At 70.1% G+C, this 14,393-nt stretch carries 12 protein-coding genes, 2 tRNA genes and 2 pseudogenes; 7 read left to right on the top strand and 9 right to left on the bottom strand.

The features are described 5' to 3' along the window. Positions 1–23: 23 nt before the first annotated feature. From G3I77_RS16925 to G3I77_RS16915, 3 genes are all read left to right on the top strand, one after another. Positions 24–773 carry a helix-turn-helix domain-containing protein gene (locus G3I77_RS16925; protein ID WP_248504616.1) on the top strand — a complete coding sequence of 250 codons (750 nt, stop codon included), beginning with the start codon at positions 24–26 and terminating at the stop codon, positions 771–773. 33 nt (positions 774–806) lie between these two features. After that, on the top strand, positions 807–1,607 hold the full coding sequence (gene hisN / locus G3I77_RS16920; protein ID WP_248504615.1) for a histidinol-phosphatase: 801 nt from the start codon (positions 807–809) through the stop codon (positions 1,605–1,607). A 129-nt stretch (positions 1,608–1,736) separates the two neighbouring features. Continuing rightward, the gene (locus G3I77_RS16915; RefSeq protein ID WP_248504955.1) at positions 1,737–2,129 is read left to right on the top strand and encodes a cyclic nucleotide-binding/CBS domain-containing protein; all 393 of its coding nucleotides are present in this window, start codon (positions 1,737–1,739) and stop codon (positions 2,127–2,129) included. Positions 2,130–2,199: 70 nt separating this feature from the next. Here G3I77_RS16915 and G3I77_RS16910 read toward each other — a convergent pair whose 3' ends face one another. Then, positions 2,200–3,651, bottom strand: a complete 1,452-nt coding sequence (locus G3I77_RS16910; RefSeq protein ID WP_248504614.1) for a catalase — start codon at positions 3,649–3,651, stop codon at positions 2,200–2,202. Positions 3,652–3,792: 141 nt separating this feature from the next. Between G3I77_RS16910 and G3I77_RS16905 the strand changes: the two genes are divergently transcribed. From G3I77_RS16905 to G3I77_RS16895, 3 genes and pseudogenes are all read left to right on the top strand, one after another. Then, entirely contained in the window at positions 3,793–4,209 is a 417-nt protein-coding gene (locus G3I77_RS16905; protein ID WP_248504613.1) for a Fur family transcriptional regulator, read from the top strand. Positions 4,210–4,387: 178 nt separating this feature from the next. After that, positions 4,388–4,591 (top strand): annotated as a pseudogene (locus tag G3I77_RS16900) (ATP-binding cassette domain-containing protein); the annotation flags it as partial. A 5-nt stretch (positions 4,592–4,596) separates the two neighbouring features. After that, positions 4,597–5,043: pseudogene (locus tag G3I77_RS16895) on the top strand (hypothetical protein); the annotation flags it as partial. A gap of 49 nt (positions 5,044–5,092) precedes the next feature. Here the strand turns inward: G3I77_RS16895 and G3I77_RS16890 are convergent. The 4 genes from G3I77_RS16890 to G3I77_RS16875 form a co-directional block, all read right to left on the bottom strand. Next, positions 5,093–5,166, bottom strand: a tRNA-Met gene (locus tag G3I77_RS16890). Positions 5,167–5,249: 83 nt separating this feature from the next. Continuing rightward, the gene (locus G3I77_RS16885) at positions 5,250–7,073 is read right to left on the bottom strand and encodes a tetratricopeptide repeat protein (protein ID WP_248504612.1); all 1,824 of its coding nucleotides are present in this window, start codon (positions 7,071–7,073) and stop codon (positions 5,250–5,252) included. A 234-nt stretch (positions 7,074–7,307) separates the two neighbouring features. Then, positions 7,308–7,381: transfer RNA gene (locus G3I77_RS16880), tRNA-Met, on the bottom strand. 57 nt (positions 7,382–7,438) lie between these two features. Beyond that, positions 7,439–10,378 carry a UPF0182 family protein gene (locus G3I77_RS16875; protein ID WP_248504953.1) on the bottom strand — a complete coding sequence of 980 codons (2,940 nt, stop codon included), beginning with the start codon at positions 10,376–10,378 and terminating at the stop codon, positions 7,439–7,441. Between the two features lie 163 nt (positions 10,379–10,541). Between G3I77_RS16875 and G3I77_RS16870 the strand changes: the two genes are divergently transcribed. Further along, positions 10,542–11,084 carry a PPA1309 family protein gene (locus tag G3I77_RS16870; RefSeq protein ID WP_248504611.1) on the top strand — a complete coding sequence of 181 codons (543 nt, stop codon included), beginning with the start codon at positions 10,542–10,544 and terminating at the stop codon, positions 11,082–11,084. Between the two features lie 46 nt (positions 11,085–11,130). Here G3I77_RS16870 and G3I77_RS16865 read toward each other — a convergent pair whose 3' ends face one another. From G3I77_RS16865 to G3I77_RS16850, 4 genes are all read right to left on the bottom strand, one after another. Beyond that, entirely contained in the window at positions 11,131–12,222 is a 1,092-nt protein-coding gene (locus G3I77_RS16865) for a PDZ domain-containing protein (RefSeq protein WP_248504610.1), read from the bottom strand. A gap of 102 nt (positions 12,223–12,324) precedes the next feature. Next, positions 12,325–12,489 (bottom strand): hypothetical protein, encoded by a 165-nt coding sequence (locus tag G3I77_RS16860; protein WP_248504608.1) that lies wholly within the window; start codon positions 12,487–12,489, stop codon positions 12,325–12,327. A 116-nt stretch (positions 12,490–12,605) separates the two neighbouring features. Beyond that, positions 12,606–13,067 (bottom strand): molybdenum cofactor biosynthesis protein MoaE, encoded by a 462-nt coding sequence (locus tag G3I77_RS16855; protein ID WP_248504606.1) that lies wholly within the window; start codon positions 13,065–13,067, stop codon positions 12,606–12,608. Positions 13,068–13,161: 94 nt separating this feature from the next. Continuing rightward, positions 13,162–14,283, bottom strand: a complete 1,122-nt coding sequence (locus G3I77_RS16850; RefSeq protein ID WP_248504604.1) for an SDR family oxidoreductase — start codon at positions 14,281–14,283, stop codon at positions 13,162–13,164. Positions 14,284–14,393 lie beyond the last annotated feature (110 nt).

Raw genomic sequence — 14,393 nt, 5'->3', positions numbered from 1 at the left:
CACGCACCACGAAGGAGGCCGCGATGCCGGGAGGCAGACTCACCCAGCAGGAACGCCAGCAGATCGCGCTGGGGCTGGCCGACGGCCTCGCCTACGCGGAGATCGCCCGGCGCCTCGACCGCCCCACCTCGACGATCACCCGCGAGGTCATGCGCAACGGGGGCCCCACGGCCTACCGCGCCGACCTGGCCCATCGCGCCACGGAACGCCGCACCCAGCGCCGCAAGCCGGCCGCGCCCCGGGACCCGGAGTCGCCCCCGCAGACCGACGGGCGGGACGCCGAGGCCGTACGCGAGTACGAGGAGACGTTCACCACCGTCCTCATGGGGTCGGGCATGCCCAAGATGATGGCCCGGGTGATGGCCTGCCTCTGCGTGACCGACTCGGGCAGTCTCACCGCGTCCGAACTCGCCCGGCGTCTCCAGGTCAGCCCGGCGTCCGTCTCCAAGGCGATCGCGTTCCTCGACAGCCAGGGCATGGTCCGCCGGGAGGCGGGCGAAGGCCGCCGCGAGCGCTACGTGGTCGACGACGACGTCTGGTACCAGTCGATGATGGCCAGCGCCCGGTCCATCGCCCAGGTCGTCGAGATCGCGCAGCAGGGCGTCGGCGTCCTCGGCCCCGGCACCCTGGCCGGCGCCCGCCTCGAGAGCGTCGCCCGTTTCCTCGACTTCGTCTCCGAGAGCACCGCCCGCGCCGCGGAGCAGGCACGCGACATCCTCCGCACCAAGCCCGGGACGGCTGCCGGCTCCCCCACCCCCACGAACCCCCTGTAGCCCCACCCCCACCTCGGCAGATAGGTTCGTTGCATGCCCGACTACCTCGACGACCTGCGTCTCGCCCACGTCCTCGCCGACGCCGCCGACGCCGCGACGACGGACCGGTTCAAGGCCCTCGACCTCAAGGTCGAGACCAAACCTGACATGACCCCGGTGACCGAGGCGGACAAGGCCGCAGAGGAACTCATCCGCGGTCACCTCTCGCGCGCCCGCCCCAGGGACGCGATCCTCGGCGAGGAGTACGGCGTCGAGGGCACCGGCCCCCGCCGCTGGGTGATCGACCCGATCGACGGCACCAAGAACTACGTACGCGGCGTTCCCGTCTGGGCCACGCTCATCTCGCTGATGGAGGCGGGCGAGGGCGGCTTCCAGCCCGTCGTCGGCGTCGTCTCCGCCCCCGCCCTCGGCCGCCGCTGGTGGGCCGCGAAGGGCCATGGCGCGTTCTCCGGCCGCAGCCTCACCAAGGCCTCCCGGCTGCAGGTCTCCCGCGTCTCCAAGCTCTCCGACGCCTCCCTCGCCTACTCCTCGCTCAGCGGCTGGGAGGAGCAGGGCCGCCTGGACGGCTTCCTGGACCTGACCCGCGAGGTGTGGCGCACGCGCGCGTACGGCGACTTCTGGCCGTACATGATGGTCGCGGAAGGCGCCGTCGACATGTGCGCCGAGCCGGAGCTGTCCCTGTGGGACATGGCCGCCACCGCCATCGTCGTCACCGAGGCCGGGGGCACCTTCACCGGCCTCGACGCCCGCCCGGGCCCCCACAGCGGCAACGCGGCCGCGTCGAACGGCCTGTTGCACGACGAGCTGCTCGGATATCTCAATCAGCGCTACTGAGCCCCCCGTTGTTACCGAGCGCCCCCTTGTTGACCCTCCCTTTACCTGCCACTCTGAGAGTCCCCCCACTTGTGAATTTGTGAAATTCTGAACGAACGGTGGGGAGACTCCCAGGAGGTGGCTGCATCCATGCTCGTCCGTGACGCCATGAGCACTGTCGTCCTCACCATCGGCCCGACCCACACCCTGCGCCAGGCCGCCGCGCTGATGTCCGCGCGCAAGGTAGGGGCGGCCGTGGTCCACGACCCCGACGCCGGCGGCATCGGCATCCTCACCGAACGCGACATCCTCAACTCCGTGGGCCTGGGCCAGGACCCGGACACGGAACGCGCCCACGCCCACACCACCAACGACGTCGTGTTCGCCGCTCCGGCCTGGACCCTGGAGGAGGCGGCGAGCGCCATGGCACACGGCGGCTTCCGGCACCTCATCGTGCTGGACGGCGGCGAACCCGCCGGCATCGTCTCGGTCCGCGACATCATCCGCTGCTGGGCCCCGGCCCGACAGCAGGTTCCGGCGTAACCACGCGGACGGGCCGGGCCCCGAGAGGGACCCGGCCCGTCCACTACCGCAAGCGGTCCAGCGCTGGAGTTCAGCCGCGCAGGGCTTGGACCGCGGCCTCCAGCCGCTTGCCGTAGTCTCCGTCGGCCCGACGGAAGTTGTCGATCGCCCGCTCGACGATGTCGTCGCGCGAGACCTTGGCGATGAAGCCCGCCAGATTGGCGATCAGGCGCTCCTTCTCGTCCTCGCTCATCAGGCGGTAGAGGTTGCCCGCCTGCACGAAGTCGTCGTCCTCGGCGTGAACCGGGGCCGGGTGGTTGCCCGTCGCGCCGCTCACGGCCGTGGCGGACCACAGCGGACGGTCCGTCTGGAACGGGCCGCCGAAGCTGTTCGGCTCGTAGTTCTTCGCGCCCCGGTGGCGGCCGTCGTACAGGTACCCGTCACGGGAGTTGGTGCGCGCCACGGTGGCGTGCGGGCGGTTCACCGGCAGATGGTCGGCGTTGACGCCGACGCGGTAGCGGTGGGCGTCGCCGTAGGCGAAGAGGCGGCCCTGGAGCATCTTGTCCGGGGACGGGCCGATGCCCGGCACGAAGTGGGCGGGGCTGAAGATCGACTGCTCGACCTCGGCGAAGACGTTCTCCGGGTTGCGGTTGAGCTCCAGCTTGCCGATCTCCACGACCGGGTAGTCCGCGTGCGGCCAGACCTTGGTCAGGTCGAACGGGTTGAACCGGTACGTCGCCGCCTCGGCCACCGGCATGATCTGCACGCCGACGGTCCAGGTCGGGTACTCGCCGCGCTCGATGGCCCGGCGCAGGTCGCGCTGATGGGAGTCGGGGTCCTCACCGGCGAGCCGGGCGGCGGCCTCCGCGGTCAGGTTCTTGATGCCCTGGTCCGTCTTGAAGTGGTACTTCACCCAGAAGGCCTCCCCGGCCTCGTTGCTCCACTGGAAGGTGTGCGAGCCGAAGCCGTCCATGTGACGGTACGAGGCGGGGATGCCGCGGTCACCGAACAGCCAGGTCACCTGGTGCGTGGACTCGGGCGACAGGCTCCAGAAGTCCCAGACGTTGTCCGACTCCGTCGAGCCGGTGTACGGGTCGCGCTTCTGGGTGTGGATGAAGTCCGGGAACTTGACGGCGTCCTTGATGAAGAACACCGGGGTGTTGTTGCCGACGAGGTCGTAGTTGCCCTCCTCGGTGTAGAACTTCAGCGCGAAGCCGCGCGGGTCGCGGACCGCGTCCGCCGCGCCCAGGTTGCCGGCCACCGTCGAGAAGCGCAGGAAGACCTCGGTCTGCTTGCCGGCCTCGGAGAGGAACGCGGCGCGTGTGTACGGCGTGACGTCGGCGGTCACCGTGAAGGTGCCGTACGCCCCCGCGCCGCGGGCGTGCACGACCCGCTCCGGGATGCGCTCACGGTTGAAGTGGGCCAGCTTCTCCAGCAGGAGCTGGTCCTGGACGAGTACCGGGCCGCCGACGCCCGCGGTCTCGCTGTTCTGGTTGTCGGCGACCGGAGCCCCGGCCTCCGTCGTAAGCGGTCCCTGCGTCACATGCGCCTCCTGCGTCGTTCCTGACCAAACCCCATGGCCAGAGTCACCCTCGATCTTACAATAGACAATGTCTAAAGCAAGTAGAGCTCTAAACTCACATCTGTTCGGGACCTGGTCCGCTTTGCTGTTACGCTGATGGCTATGAGTGACCTTCTGGAACGCCTGCGCGGACGCGGATGGCGGATGACCGCGCAGCGACGCGTCGTGGCCGAGGTCCTCGACGGCGAACACGTCCACCTGACGGCCGACGAGGTCCACGCCCGGGCCGTCGCCAAGCTGCCCGAGATCTCCCGGGCGACCGTCTACAACACGCTGGGCGAACTCGTGACCCTCGGCGAGGTGCTCGAGGTCTCGACCGACCAGCGCGCCAAGCGGTACGACCCGAACGCCCACCAGCCACACCACCACCTGGTCTGCGCCCAGTGCGGCGCGATCCGGGACGTCCACCCGATCGGCAACCCGCTGGCGGACCTCCCCGACACCGAGCGCTTCGGCTTCACGGTCTCGGACGTCGAGGTGACGTACCGCGGCGTCTGCCCGAACTGCGCGGCCGCCTAGCCCTCCCGCACGGAACGCACGAAAGCCCCGGCACTCATGGGTGCCGGGGCTTTGCGCTGCCCGCACACTTCCCGTATCTGACGGGTCGCCATATGGTCGGCGGCACCCACCAGTCCGTTCCGCACTCCGCGAGGAGACCTAAGCGGGAGAGCCCTGTACAGAACTCACCGCCCATGACCTGACGCGCACCTTCGGCCGGGGCCCCCGCGCGGTCGACGCCCTCGGACCCCTCGACCTGACCGTCGCCTCCGGCGAGTTCGTCTGCCTCGTGGGCCCCTCGGGCTGCGGCAAGTCCACGCTGCTCCGCATCGCCGCGGGCCTGCTCCAGCCCAGCACCGGCACCCTGGAGATCCGCACCTCCACTGCGCGCCCGGCCGCCATGACCCCCTCCAGAACGGCGGCGTCGACTCCGCATGGCTGCCGGACCCGGTGTGGCGCCGGGTCGACGGCGAGCCGGACTACGCCTTCCTGGGCGGACAGCCCCCGGGCGAACCCCTGGGCGGCATGCTCCACGGCCCCAGCCTGCTGAACGACGACGTGGACGCCGGGGTGGCCCTGCTGCGGGCGTACATCCGCACGGTGGACACGCACTTCGCGGCCGATCACAAGCAAGATGAGAGCTACGTCACGTATCTGGCGGACCTTCTGAAGACGGACGCCGCGATCCTGCGCTCCACCCCGTCCCTCCGTATGGACTGGGAGATCCGCAGGGGCACGGCGGACTGCCTCCAGGCGGCCTACCGCGCTCAGGGCGTCGCGGAAGGCGACTCGCTCCCCGAGTCCAGCACGGTGAATCGCTCGCTGCACGAGGAAGCGGTGGGCCACGGCCGATAGAAAACACCGAGGGCCGGAACCCTTTCGGATTCCGGCCCTCAGCCTTCAGTAGCGGGGACAGGATTTGAACCTGCGACCTCTGGGTTATGAGCCCAGCGAGCTACCGAGCTGCTCCACCCCGCGTCGTTGAATGCAACGTTACGTCACCGCAGAGGACGGATGCAAATCCATTGCCCGGGCCGCGCTCCGGTCCCCTCGACAGCACCTCACGCGGACAGCTCCTGCCGCAGCGCGTCCCTCAGCCGCTCCGCCCTCTCGGTGACGGAGGACGGCCCCAGCGACACGGCCCGGTCGGCCCACCGCTGCCCCTCCGCCAGCTCACCCCGACGCGCGTAGACCAGGGCCAGCCGCAACGCCGCCCGCCCGTGCCCGGCGTCGGCGGCCCGGGTCCACCAGACCGCCGCCTCGGGCTCGCTCCCCTCCCGGGCCAGCAGCAGCCCGAGATTGAACGCGCCGTTGCGGGACCCGGCCGCGGCGGCCTCCCGGTACCACCGAGCCGCCTCGACGACATCACCCCGGGCCGCGGCCAGCATGCCCACCCGGACCTGCGCCCGCCGATGCCCCTGCGACGCCGCCCGCTCGTACCACTCCTCGCACTCGCTCCGCCGGTGCACCGGCTCCCCGAGCTCGTGCGCGGGCTCCGGCGGCCGCCGCGCGTCGAGCACGGTCGCCAGCCGGTACGCGGCCTCAGCGCTCCCGCCGCCGGCCGCACACCGCAGATGCCGCTCGGCCTCCTGCTCGTCGCCGTCCCGCAGCCTCGCCATGCCGACCTGGAGCGCCGCCTCGGTGTGCCCGGCGGACGCGGCCCGCTCGTACCAGCGCAGCGCGGCCTCCTCCTCGCCCCGCCCGGCATGCAGGATGCCGAGGTTGAAGGCGGCGTCCACGCTCCCGGCCTCCGCGGCCTTGGAGAACCACGGCTCCGCGCCCGTCTCGTCGCCGCACCGCAGCAGCAGGATCGCCAGCGCGTTCGCGGCCTCCCGGTGTCCGGCGTAGGCCGCGCGCCGGTACCACTGCTCGGCCTGCGGGGTGCGCCCCTGCTCGGCGCAGAGCAGGCCGAGGTTGTACGCGCCGTTCACGTCGCCCGCGTCCATCGCGGCCCGGTACCAGCGCTCGGCGGTCTGCGTCTCGCCCCGCTCGGCGTGCAGCGCGCCCAGTGCGTTCGCCGCGTTGCCGTCGCCGTCCTGGGCGGCCCGCAGCCACCACACGGCGGCGTTCTCGGTGTCGCCCGCGTCGCGCAGCAGGAAGCCGAGCGCGCAGGCGGCCCGCGCCTCACCGTCCTTGGCGGACGTCAGGTACCAGCGCCCGGCCTCCTTGAGTTCGCCGCGCCTCTCCAGGATCGTCCCGAGGTGCAGCGCGGCCCTCCGGTGGCCGCGCGCGGCGGCCTGCAGGTACCACTGCTCGGCCTCCTCGGGCACCTGGACACCGTTGTCACCGTCGGCTTCCCGCGCCGCCTTGCGGTCCAGCGCCCGCGCCAGCCGGTAGGCCGCCTCCCGGTGCCCTCGCTCGGCCGCGACCCGCATCCACTGCTCGGCCCCGGGGTCCGCGCGGTGCTCCAGCAGGTCGGCGAGCGCGTACGCGCCCAGCGTGTGGCCCTGCTCGGCGGACTGGCGCAGCCAGTACTCGGCGGCGGGTTCGTCGCCGCGCTCGCGGTGGTGCCGACCGAGGGCGTGCGCGGCAGCCGTGGATCCGGCGACGGCGGCGATCCGCCACCATCCGGCGGCCTCGTCGGCGTACCCCCGCTGGTGCAGGAGGACTCCCAGGTTGTTGGCGGCCGCCCGGTCACCCGCGGCGGTGGCGGCACGCAGATGAGGCTCGGCACCGTCGAGATCGCCGCGGCGCAGCAGCATGGCGCCGAGGACACTCATCGCCTCGACGTCGCCGGCCTCGGCGGCGAGCCGCTGACGCAGCTCCTCGGCCGCCTCGTCGGCGATCTCCCCGGTCTCGTCCGGGGTCTCGGTGTCCTCCCGGCTGGAAGGCTGCACAAAACGCCCTGTCTCGAACAGAGTTGCCTTGTCCCCCATAACGTCCATCGTCGCACCACCTGCAACCTGGGTACACCTGGTATACCGCAGCCAGTGAGGTCACTACAGCGTTTTGTCGACATGCCCACAGAGAGACAAGTGAAACACAGATCGGCCAACTCCCCCCGGCGGCGCGGCCACAGCCTGCGCCAGCACATGCGTTCACACATCACGAAGGCCCGGATTCCTGTGTGGAATCCGGGCCTTCGGTGTCGCCCTGCCGCTCGGACATTGCGACTTCAGTAGCGGGGACAGGATTTGAACCTGCGACCTCTGGGTTATGAGCCCAGCGAGCTACCGAGCTGCTCCACCCCGCGCCGTTGTGTTCACAACCGTATCACGGCGCGGGGTGGGCATTTGACCAGGCCAGGGCCCTAGCTGCTCGGCTTCGGACTCGGACTGCCGCTCGGCTTGGCGCTGGGCTTGCTCTCACCGCCCCCGGAACCGCCCGCCCGGCTCGCCTCGGCCTGCGCGTCCTCGGCCCGCTGCAGGGCGTCCTCGAGGTCCTTCTGCGCCTTGCCGTACGCCTCCCAGTCGTTCTTCTTCAGGGCCTCCTGGCCGGCGTCGAACGCCTTCTGGGCATCCTCCAGGGCCTGTTGGACCGTCGGGTTGTCGGACGTCGGCGGTGGTGTCGTATCGCCCTCGTCCGGTGGTGGCTGGGTGACCGGGCCGTCCGCTCCGAAGATCTTGTTGAGGGCCTCGTCGAGGGTGTTCTCGAAGGCGGTCTGACCTCCGTAGGTGACCAGCACCTTGCGCAGCAGCGGGTACTTCAGCCCACCACCGCGCACGTAGACCGGCTCCACGTACAGCAGTCCTCCGTCGAGCGGCACCGTCAGCAGGTTGCCGTACTCGACCTCGGAGTCGCCGCCTCTCAGGAGCCTGATGGACTCGGCGATCTCCTCTTGCGAGTTGAACTGGCTCTGGACCTGCTTGGGTCCGTTGACCGTGGTGTTGGTCGGCAGTTTCAGGATTCTGATCTTGCCGTAGTCACCGGTGCCCGCCTCGGCGTCGACCGCCATGAAGGCGCTGAGGTTGTCACGGCCGGTGGGGGTGAAGGTCGTCGTCAGCGAGAACGACTGCGCTTGCTGGTCGGGCATCTTCATGCTCAGGTAGTACGGCGGCACCGCGCTGCCCGACCTGTTCGTCGGGTCGTCCGGCACCTGCCACACCTCGCTGCCGCTGAGGAACGTCGTGGCGTCCTTCACGTGGTAGCGGGTGAGCAGTTCCCGCTGGACCTTGAACAGGTCCTGGGGGTAGCGAAGGTGGTCCATCAGCGACTTGGAGATGTCACTCTTGGGCTCCACCGTGTTCGGGAAGGCCTTCATCCAGGTCTTCAGGACGGGGTCCTGGGTGTCCCACTGAAAGAGCTTGACCTTGCCGGTGTAGGCGTCGACGGTGGCCTTCACCGAGTTGCGGATGTAGTTGACCTGGTTCTGCTGGGCCACCACCGCGCGGTTGTCGTTGGCCGCTGTCAGCGAGTCGGCCGTGGTGTCACCCAGCGTCGTACGCGAGGAGTACGGGTAGCCGTTCGTCGTCGTGTACGCGTCGACGATCCACTGGATCCGGCCGTCCACGACCGCCGGGTAGGCGTCGCCGTCGATGGTCAGCCAGGGGGCGACCGCCTCGACGCGCTCCTTGGGCGTGCGGTTGTACAGGATCCGCGAACCGTCGCCGATGGCACCGGAGTACAGGATCTGCGGCTCGCCGAACGCCGCCGCATAGGCGGCCCGGTTCACCGGGTTGGAGAGGTTGACCCCGCTGTCGCCCTTGTAGCTGGTGGTCTTCTCGCCGTTGTCGTCGGAGTAGTCGATCTCCTTCTGGGGACCGCCGACGATGGAGTACGTGGTGGTCTTCTCGCCGTAGTAGACCCGCTGCTCGTACGTGCCGAGGTCGCCCTTGGAGGGCAGGTCGGACTCCGTGAAGTTCGGCCGGCCCTGCGCGTCGGCGCTGGTGCCCTCGGCGGCGACCACTCCGTACCCGTGGGTGTAACGGAAGTGGTTGTTGATCCAGTTCTTCTTCGGGATGCCCGCCAGATTGATCTCACGCAGGCCGATGACGGTGTCCTGGTCCTTGCCGTCCTTGGCGTAGCGGTCGACGTCCAGGTTCTCCGGGAACGCGTAGTAGTTCCTGATCTGCTGGAGCTGCTGGAAGGTCGGCGAGACGACGTTCGGGTCCATGATCCGGATGCTCGCCGTGGAGTCGACGTCGTCGCGCAGCTTCGTCTTGTCCTCGGTGTTGCCGGTGCCCGAGTAGTCGGTGACCTTGGTGCCGTCGATGCCGTAGGCCTTGCGCGTCGCCTCGAGGTTCTTCTCGACGTACGGCGCTTCCTTGGCCTGCTCGTTCGGCTGGACCTGGAACTTCTGCACGATCGCCGGGTAGAGGCCGCCGATGAGGATCGCGGAGAGCACCATCAGGCCGAAGCCGATCACGGGCAGCTGCCAGGTGCGCCGCCACAGGGTGGCGAAGAACAGCAGCGCGCAGATGACGGCGATGCAGAACAGGATCGTCTTGGCCGGCAGGTAGGCGTTGGCGTCGACGTACCTCAGACCCGTCCAGTTGTCGGTAGCCCGGAAGTCGCTGGACTTCACCGCGAGTCCGTACCGGTCGAGCCAGTACGCGACCGCCTTCAGCGCCACGAAGATGCCGATGAGCACCGACAGATGCCCGGTGGCCGCGGCCGTCGCGCGGGCGCCGGGGCTGGTGACGCGCAGCCCGCCGTAGAGGTAGTGCGTGAGCGCGGCGGCGATCACGGACAGGATCGCGGCGGCGAAGCCGAAGCCGAGCAGGAACCGGTACCAGGGCAGGTCGAAGGCGTAGAAGGCGACGTCCAGCTTGAACTGCGGGTCCTTCTGGCCGAAGGGCACGCCGTTGACCCACATCAGCCACGTCCGCCACTGGCCGGAGGCGGAGGCGCCGGCGATCAGACCCACCAGGGCGGTGATCCCGAACAGCAGCCACTTCTTGTAGGGCGCGATGCCCATCCGGTACCGGTCGAGGTTCTGCTGCTCCATCGACATGGCGCTCAGCGGCGGCCGCAGCCGGTGCGCCAGCCAGATGTTGAAGCCGACGGCCAGGGCCATGAGCAGGCCGAAGACGAAGAAGAGCCCGATCTTGGTCCACAGGGTGGTGGTGAAGACCGAGGAGTAGTTCACCGAGCGGTACCAGAGCCAGTCCGTCCAAAAGCCCGCGAACATGGTGAACGCCATGCCGAGAACGGCAAGGACACCCAGCGTCATGAGCAGGGTCCGGACACGCCGGGACGGGCGGCCCACTCTGATCCGCGGCCCTGTCGGGCCTCCGCCGCGGTCCGGCATCTGGAAAGCCAAGGTGCACACCTCGAAGTTCGCTGTTGATTCGTCAGGCCCGCGTTTTCACGGACCGTCTGCGGCCCCCGTGATCGTGGGCCCCCACCTATGCAACTTACTCATCGTTTACTCGGTTCCCGATTCCGGCCGGGAACGAGGCAGGATTGTGACCATGTCCAACACTCCCATGGCTGCGAACCCGCTCACCCGGGCCGTTCTCGAGATCGACGAGTACGTCTCCGGCCTCGGCTGGGACCAGCCGGCCCGCCTTTTCGCCCTCGTCGACACCGCACGGCTGCGGGCCGAACAGCCCTCGCTCGCGGACCGGCTCGGTCTGGGGGACGAGCCGGAGAACTCCGGCCTCACCCCGATCGAGCAGGACGAAGTTCCAACGGGCAAGCCGCTCGACGAGTTCCTCGCCACCATCGCCTGGCCCGACGCGGTGGCCGGCTGCGCCCTCGCCGTGGAGCGCCTGATGCTGCCGCCGTCGGCGGAGGCCCAGGTTCCGCAGGGTCTGAGCGAGGCCGCGCTCACGAAGTGGGTGGCGGACCACCCGGACCGCCAGGAGGTCCGCATGACGGTCGCGGTCCAGCGCGACGGCACGCGTGAGTCGGCCCTGCGGCTGCGCGAGAAGGACTCTCCCACCGAGGTCCTGACCGGTTCCGACCTGGTCCCGGGGCTGGCGGAGGCGCTGGCGGCGACGTTCGAGGAGTAGCCCCGAAGGGCCGTGGGTCCGGCCTTCCGGGCCCGTGGTCCGCGGGCTACTTACCGCACTTCGGCAGATCCGCTGTGTCGCCGCTGCGGATGTCCTTGAGAGCGCCGAGGGCGTCCTGGATGGTGCCCACCTTGATCAGGGTGAGGCCGTCGGGGGTGCCCTTGGCGGCGGCCGCGCAGTTGTCGGCGGGCGTCAGGAAGTACTGCGCGCCCTTGGCCCGCGCGCCCACGGTCTTCATTTCGATGCCGCCGATCGGCCCGACCTTGCCGGCGTCGTCGATCGTGCCGGTGCCGGCCACGAACGAGCCGCCGGTCAGGCTGCCCGGGGTGAGCTTGTCGTAGATGCCGAGCGCGAACATCAGCCCGGCGCTCGGCCCGCCGACGTCGGCGAGCTTGATGTCGATGGTGAACGGGAACGTGTGGTCGGTCCCCGCGGAGATCCCCACGATGGCCCGCTTCTCACCGGTGTCGTCGGACGTCGTGGTGGTCATGGTGATGTCCTGCGTCCCGGTCGGCGTCCGCTTCTCCTTCTCCGCGGCGGCCTGCTCCTTGGCCGGCACGATCGTGAAGCGGACGTCCTGGCCCGGCTTGTGCCGGGTGACGAGCTTCGCGACGTCGGCCGGCTCCTTCACCGCCGTACCGTCGACGGCCTTGATCACATCCCCCGCGTGCAGCTTGCCCTCGGCCGGGGATCCCTTGACGACCGTCGAGACGATCACCCAGGACTTCACCGGAACGTCCAGCTGCTTCAGGGCCGCGACCTTGGCGCTCTCCTGGGACTGGCTGAACTCCTCGGCGTTCTCCTGGGTGGACTGCTCCTCGGTCTTGCCGTCCGGGTAGAGCGTCTCGTGCGACACGACCTTGTTGTCGTGCGCGAGCCAGCCGTAGACGGCTTCGACCAGGTTCATCCGGTAGTCGGCGCTCGTGACCCGGACCGTGGTCATGTTCAGATGGCCACTGGTCGCGTAGGTCTTCTTCCCCGCGATCTGCAGCACCGGCTCACCGTCGTGATCGCCCAGCGTGTTCACCGTCGGCCCCGGGGACATCTCCGCGTACGGCACGGGGATGAACACTCCCGCGCACAGGAGCGCGATCAGCATCAGGGTGGAGGCGAGCATCGTCGCGGTGCGGCGTGGCATGACTCGACAGTACGGGACGGTCCTGTCAGCGCACCGTCAGGGCCGCCCGTCCGAGGCGGTCCTGTGCTCTACAACGCCTTTGACCTGCTGTTTCTTCGGCCGTCAGCCACCCGGCCGGGGCTTCTCCATGGCCTCGCGGAAGCGGGCGTAGCCAGTGAGCTCCGGGCCGTCGTTGCGGACCCTGCGGGTCCGGTTGGCCCAACTGCCCCAGAGCCCCGCGCCGATGGCAGCCACAAGCGGAATCAGCAACCAGGCGAGCGCCGCCATGCCGACCTCCAACCCCTTTTGAGCATCCGCGACTGACTGATCAGCAGATTAACGATCCGCAGTGACAACGCTCACGCCAGGGGTGCGGTTACGCAACCGGAGGACTGCTTGCCGGATCAGCAGGCGCCGACCCATTCCTCGGTGCCGTCGGAGAACTTCTGGTGCTTCCAGATGGGCACTTCGTGTTTGAGGTCGTCGATCAGCTTCCGGCAGGCCTCGAAGGCCTCTCCGCGATGCGGGCAGGAGACGGCGACGACCACGGCGAGGTCCCCGACCCGGAGGTCCCCCACGCGGTGCACGGCCGCCAGGGCCCGCACCGGGAACTCGGCGGCGACCTTCTCCGCGATCCGCCGCATCTCGGCCTCGGCGCTGGGGTGGCACGAATACCCCAGCTCGTCGACGTCGGCGCCCCCGTCGTGGTTCCGCACCGTTCCCACGAAGAGCGCGGTGCCCCCGGCCGCGTCGTCCCCGACGGCCAGGAACACCTCGTCCAGGGAGAGGGCCGAGTCCCGGACCCCGATCAGCTTGATCGGGTCCTGCGCGGCCTGCTCACCGGGGTGATCGTTCGTGGTTGCCATGCCTCCATCGTGCCGCACGCGGCCGAAGGCACGGAATAGAGCTATCGACCGGCACGCGCGCGTACGCGTTTGGAGCCTCCTACAGGGGCGTCCCTCAGATCCGCCGCCGGGCCTTCCGCGCCCGCCGCACCACCGCCGCCGCGCCCAGCAGCGCCACCGTCGCACCCGCGGCACCCGCGGCCGTCGCGTCCTTGCGGCCCAGCCGCCGCCCGGCGACCGTGTGCCGGCCGGAGACCTCCTCCAGGAGTTCCGCCAGCACCTCCTCGTTGGTGTACTGCGGCCGCCACCCGGCGTCGTGCAGCCGGCTGCCGCTCACCACCCAGGGGTACATCGTGTACGCCAGGTCCCCGGCCGGGGACGGCGTGAGCCCGATCCGGTGCAGCCGCGCCGCCGCGCCCAGCGCGACCGCCGACGGCAGCTCCATCCGCCGGATGCCGGTGAGCTCCTCGACCTCCTCCTGCTCCAGCCAGCCGTCACACCCGACGGTCAGTTCCCCGTCGACCTTCTCCAGGACGGCGTACTCCAGCGCGCTGCACAGGTCCTCGACGTGGCAGAACTGCCACGCGGGCCGCGACCCGGCGACGACAAGGAGCCGGGGAGACTCGAAGTACCTGGTCAGCGCGGTGTCCGTGCCGCCCACCAGCACGGCCGGCCGCACCACGGTGACATTGAGCCCCGGGTGCGCCCGGGGCGCGCGGCGCGCCAGCCGCTCGATCTCCAGCAGGTCGCCGACGCCGGTCGCCTCGGCCGTGGCGCGCAGCTCGGCGTCCTCGGACAGCGGCAGCTCGTTGTCGGGCAGCGCCCCGTAGACCATCGCCGAGGTGCACAGCACGACCCGGTGCACTCCGGCCGCAGCGGCCGCCGTCAGGACGGTCTGCGTCCCCCGTACGTTGTAGGCCGTTCGGGCGGCTGCGTCGGTTTCCAGGTCGAGATCCAGCGCCAGGTGCACCACCACGTCCGCCCCGCGCAGCTTGTCCGCGATGGCCGGATCCCGTACGTCCAGGATGTGCCACTGCGCCGCCGCGCACTCGCCGCGCCGCTCGTCGATGGCCACGACCTGCTTGACCTCGTCGGATGCGGCGAGCTGCTCGGTGAGCAGGGCTCCAACGCCGTACGCGGCGCCGGTCACCGCGACGACGGGTCCGCGCGCCGGGGGACTCGCGGAACTGGTTGACTGGTTTCGCGCTGCGCGAACCTGCGGATCTGGGGAACTCACCGGGCGTCTCCAGCGGTTGTCTTCAGTACGAGCGCGTCCGACGCGTGCGTACCAGGTGGCATCCATCCTGCCGCAGGCCGTCAGTCGGCGAAGCACCGAGGCCCGATCCG

The sequence above is a fragment of the Streptomyces sp. D2-8 genome (assembly GCF_023184515.1).
GTDB lineage: Bacteria > Actinomycetota > Actinomycetes > Streptomycetales > Streptomycetaceae > Streptomyces.
The sequence above is the reverse complement of the archived record's forward strand: the minus strand, read 5'-3'. Positions and strand labels throughout refer to the sequence as shown.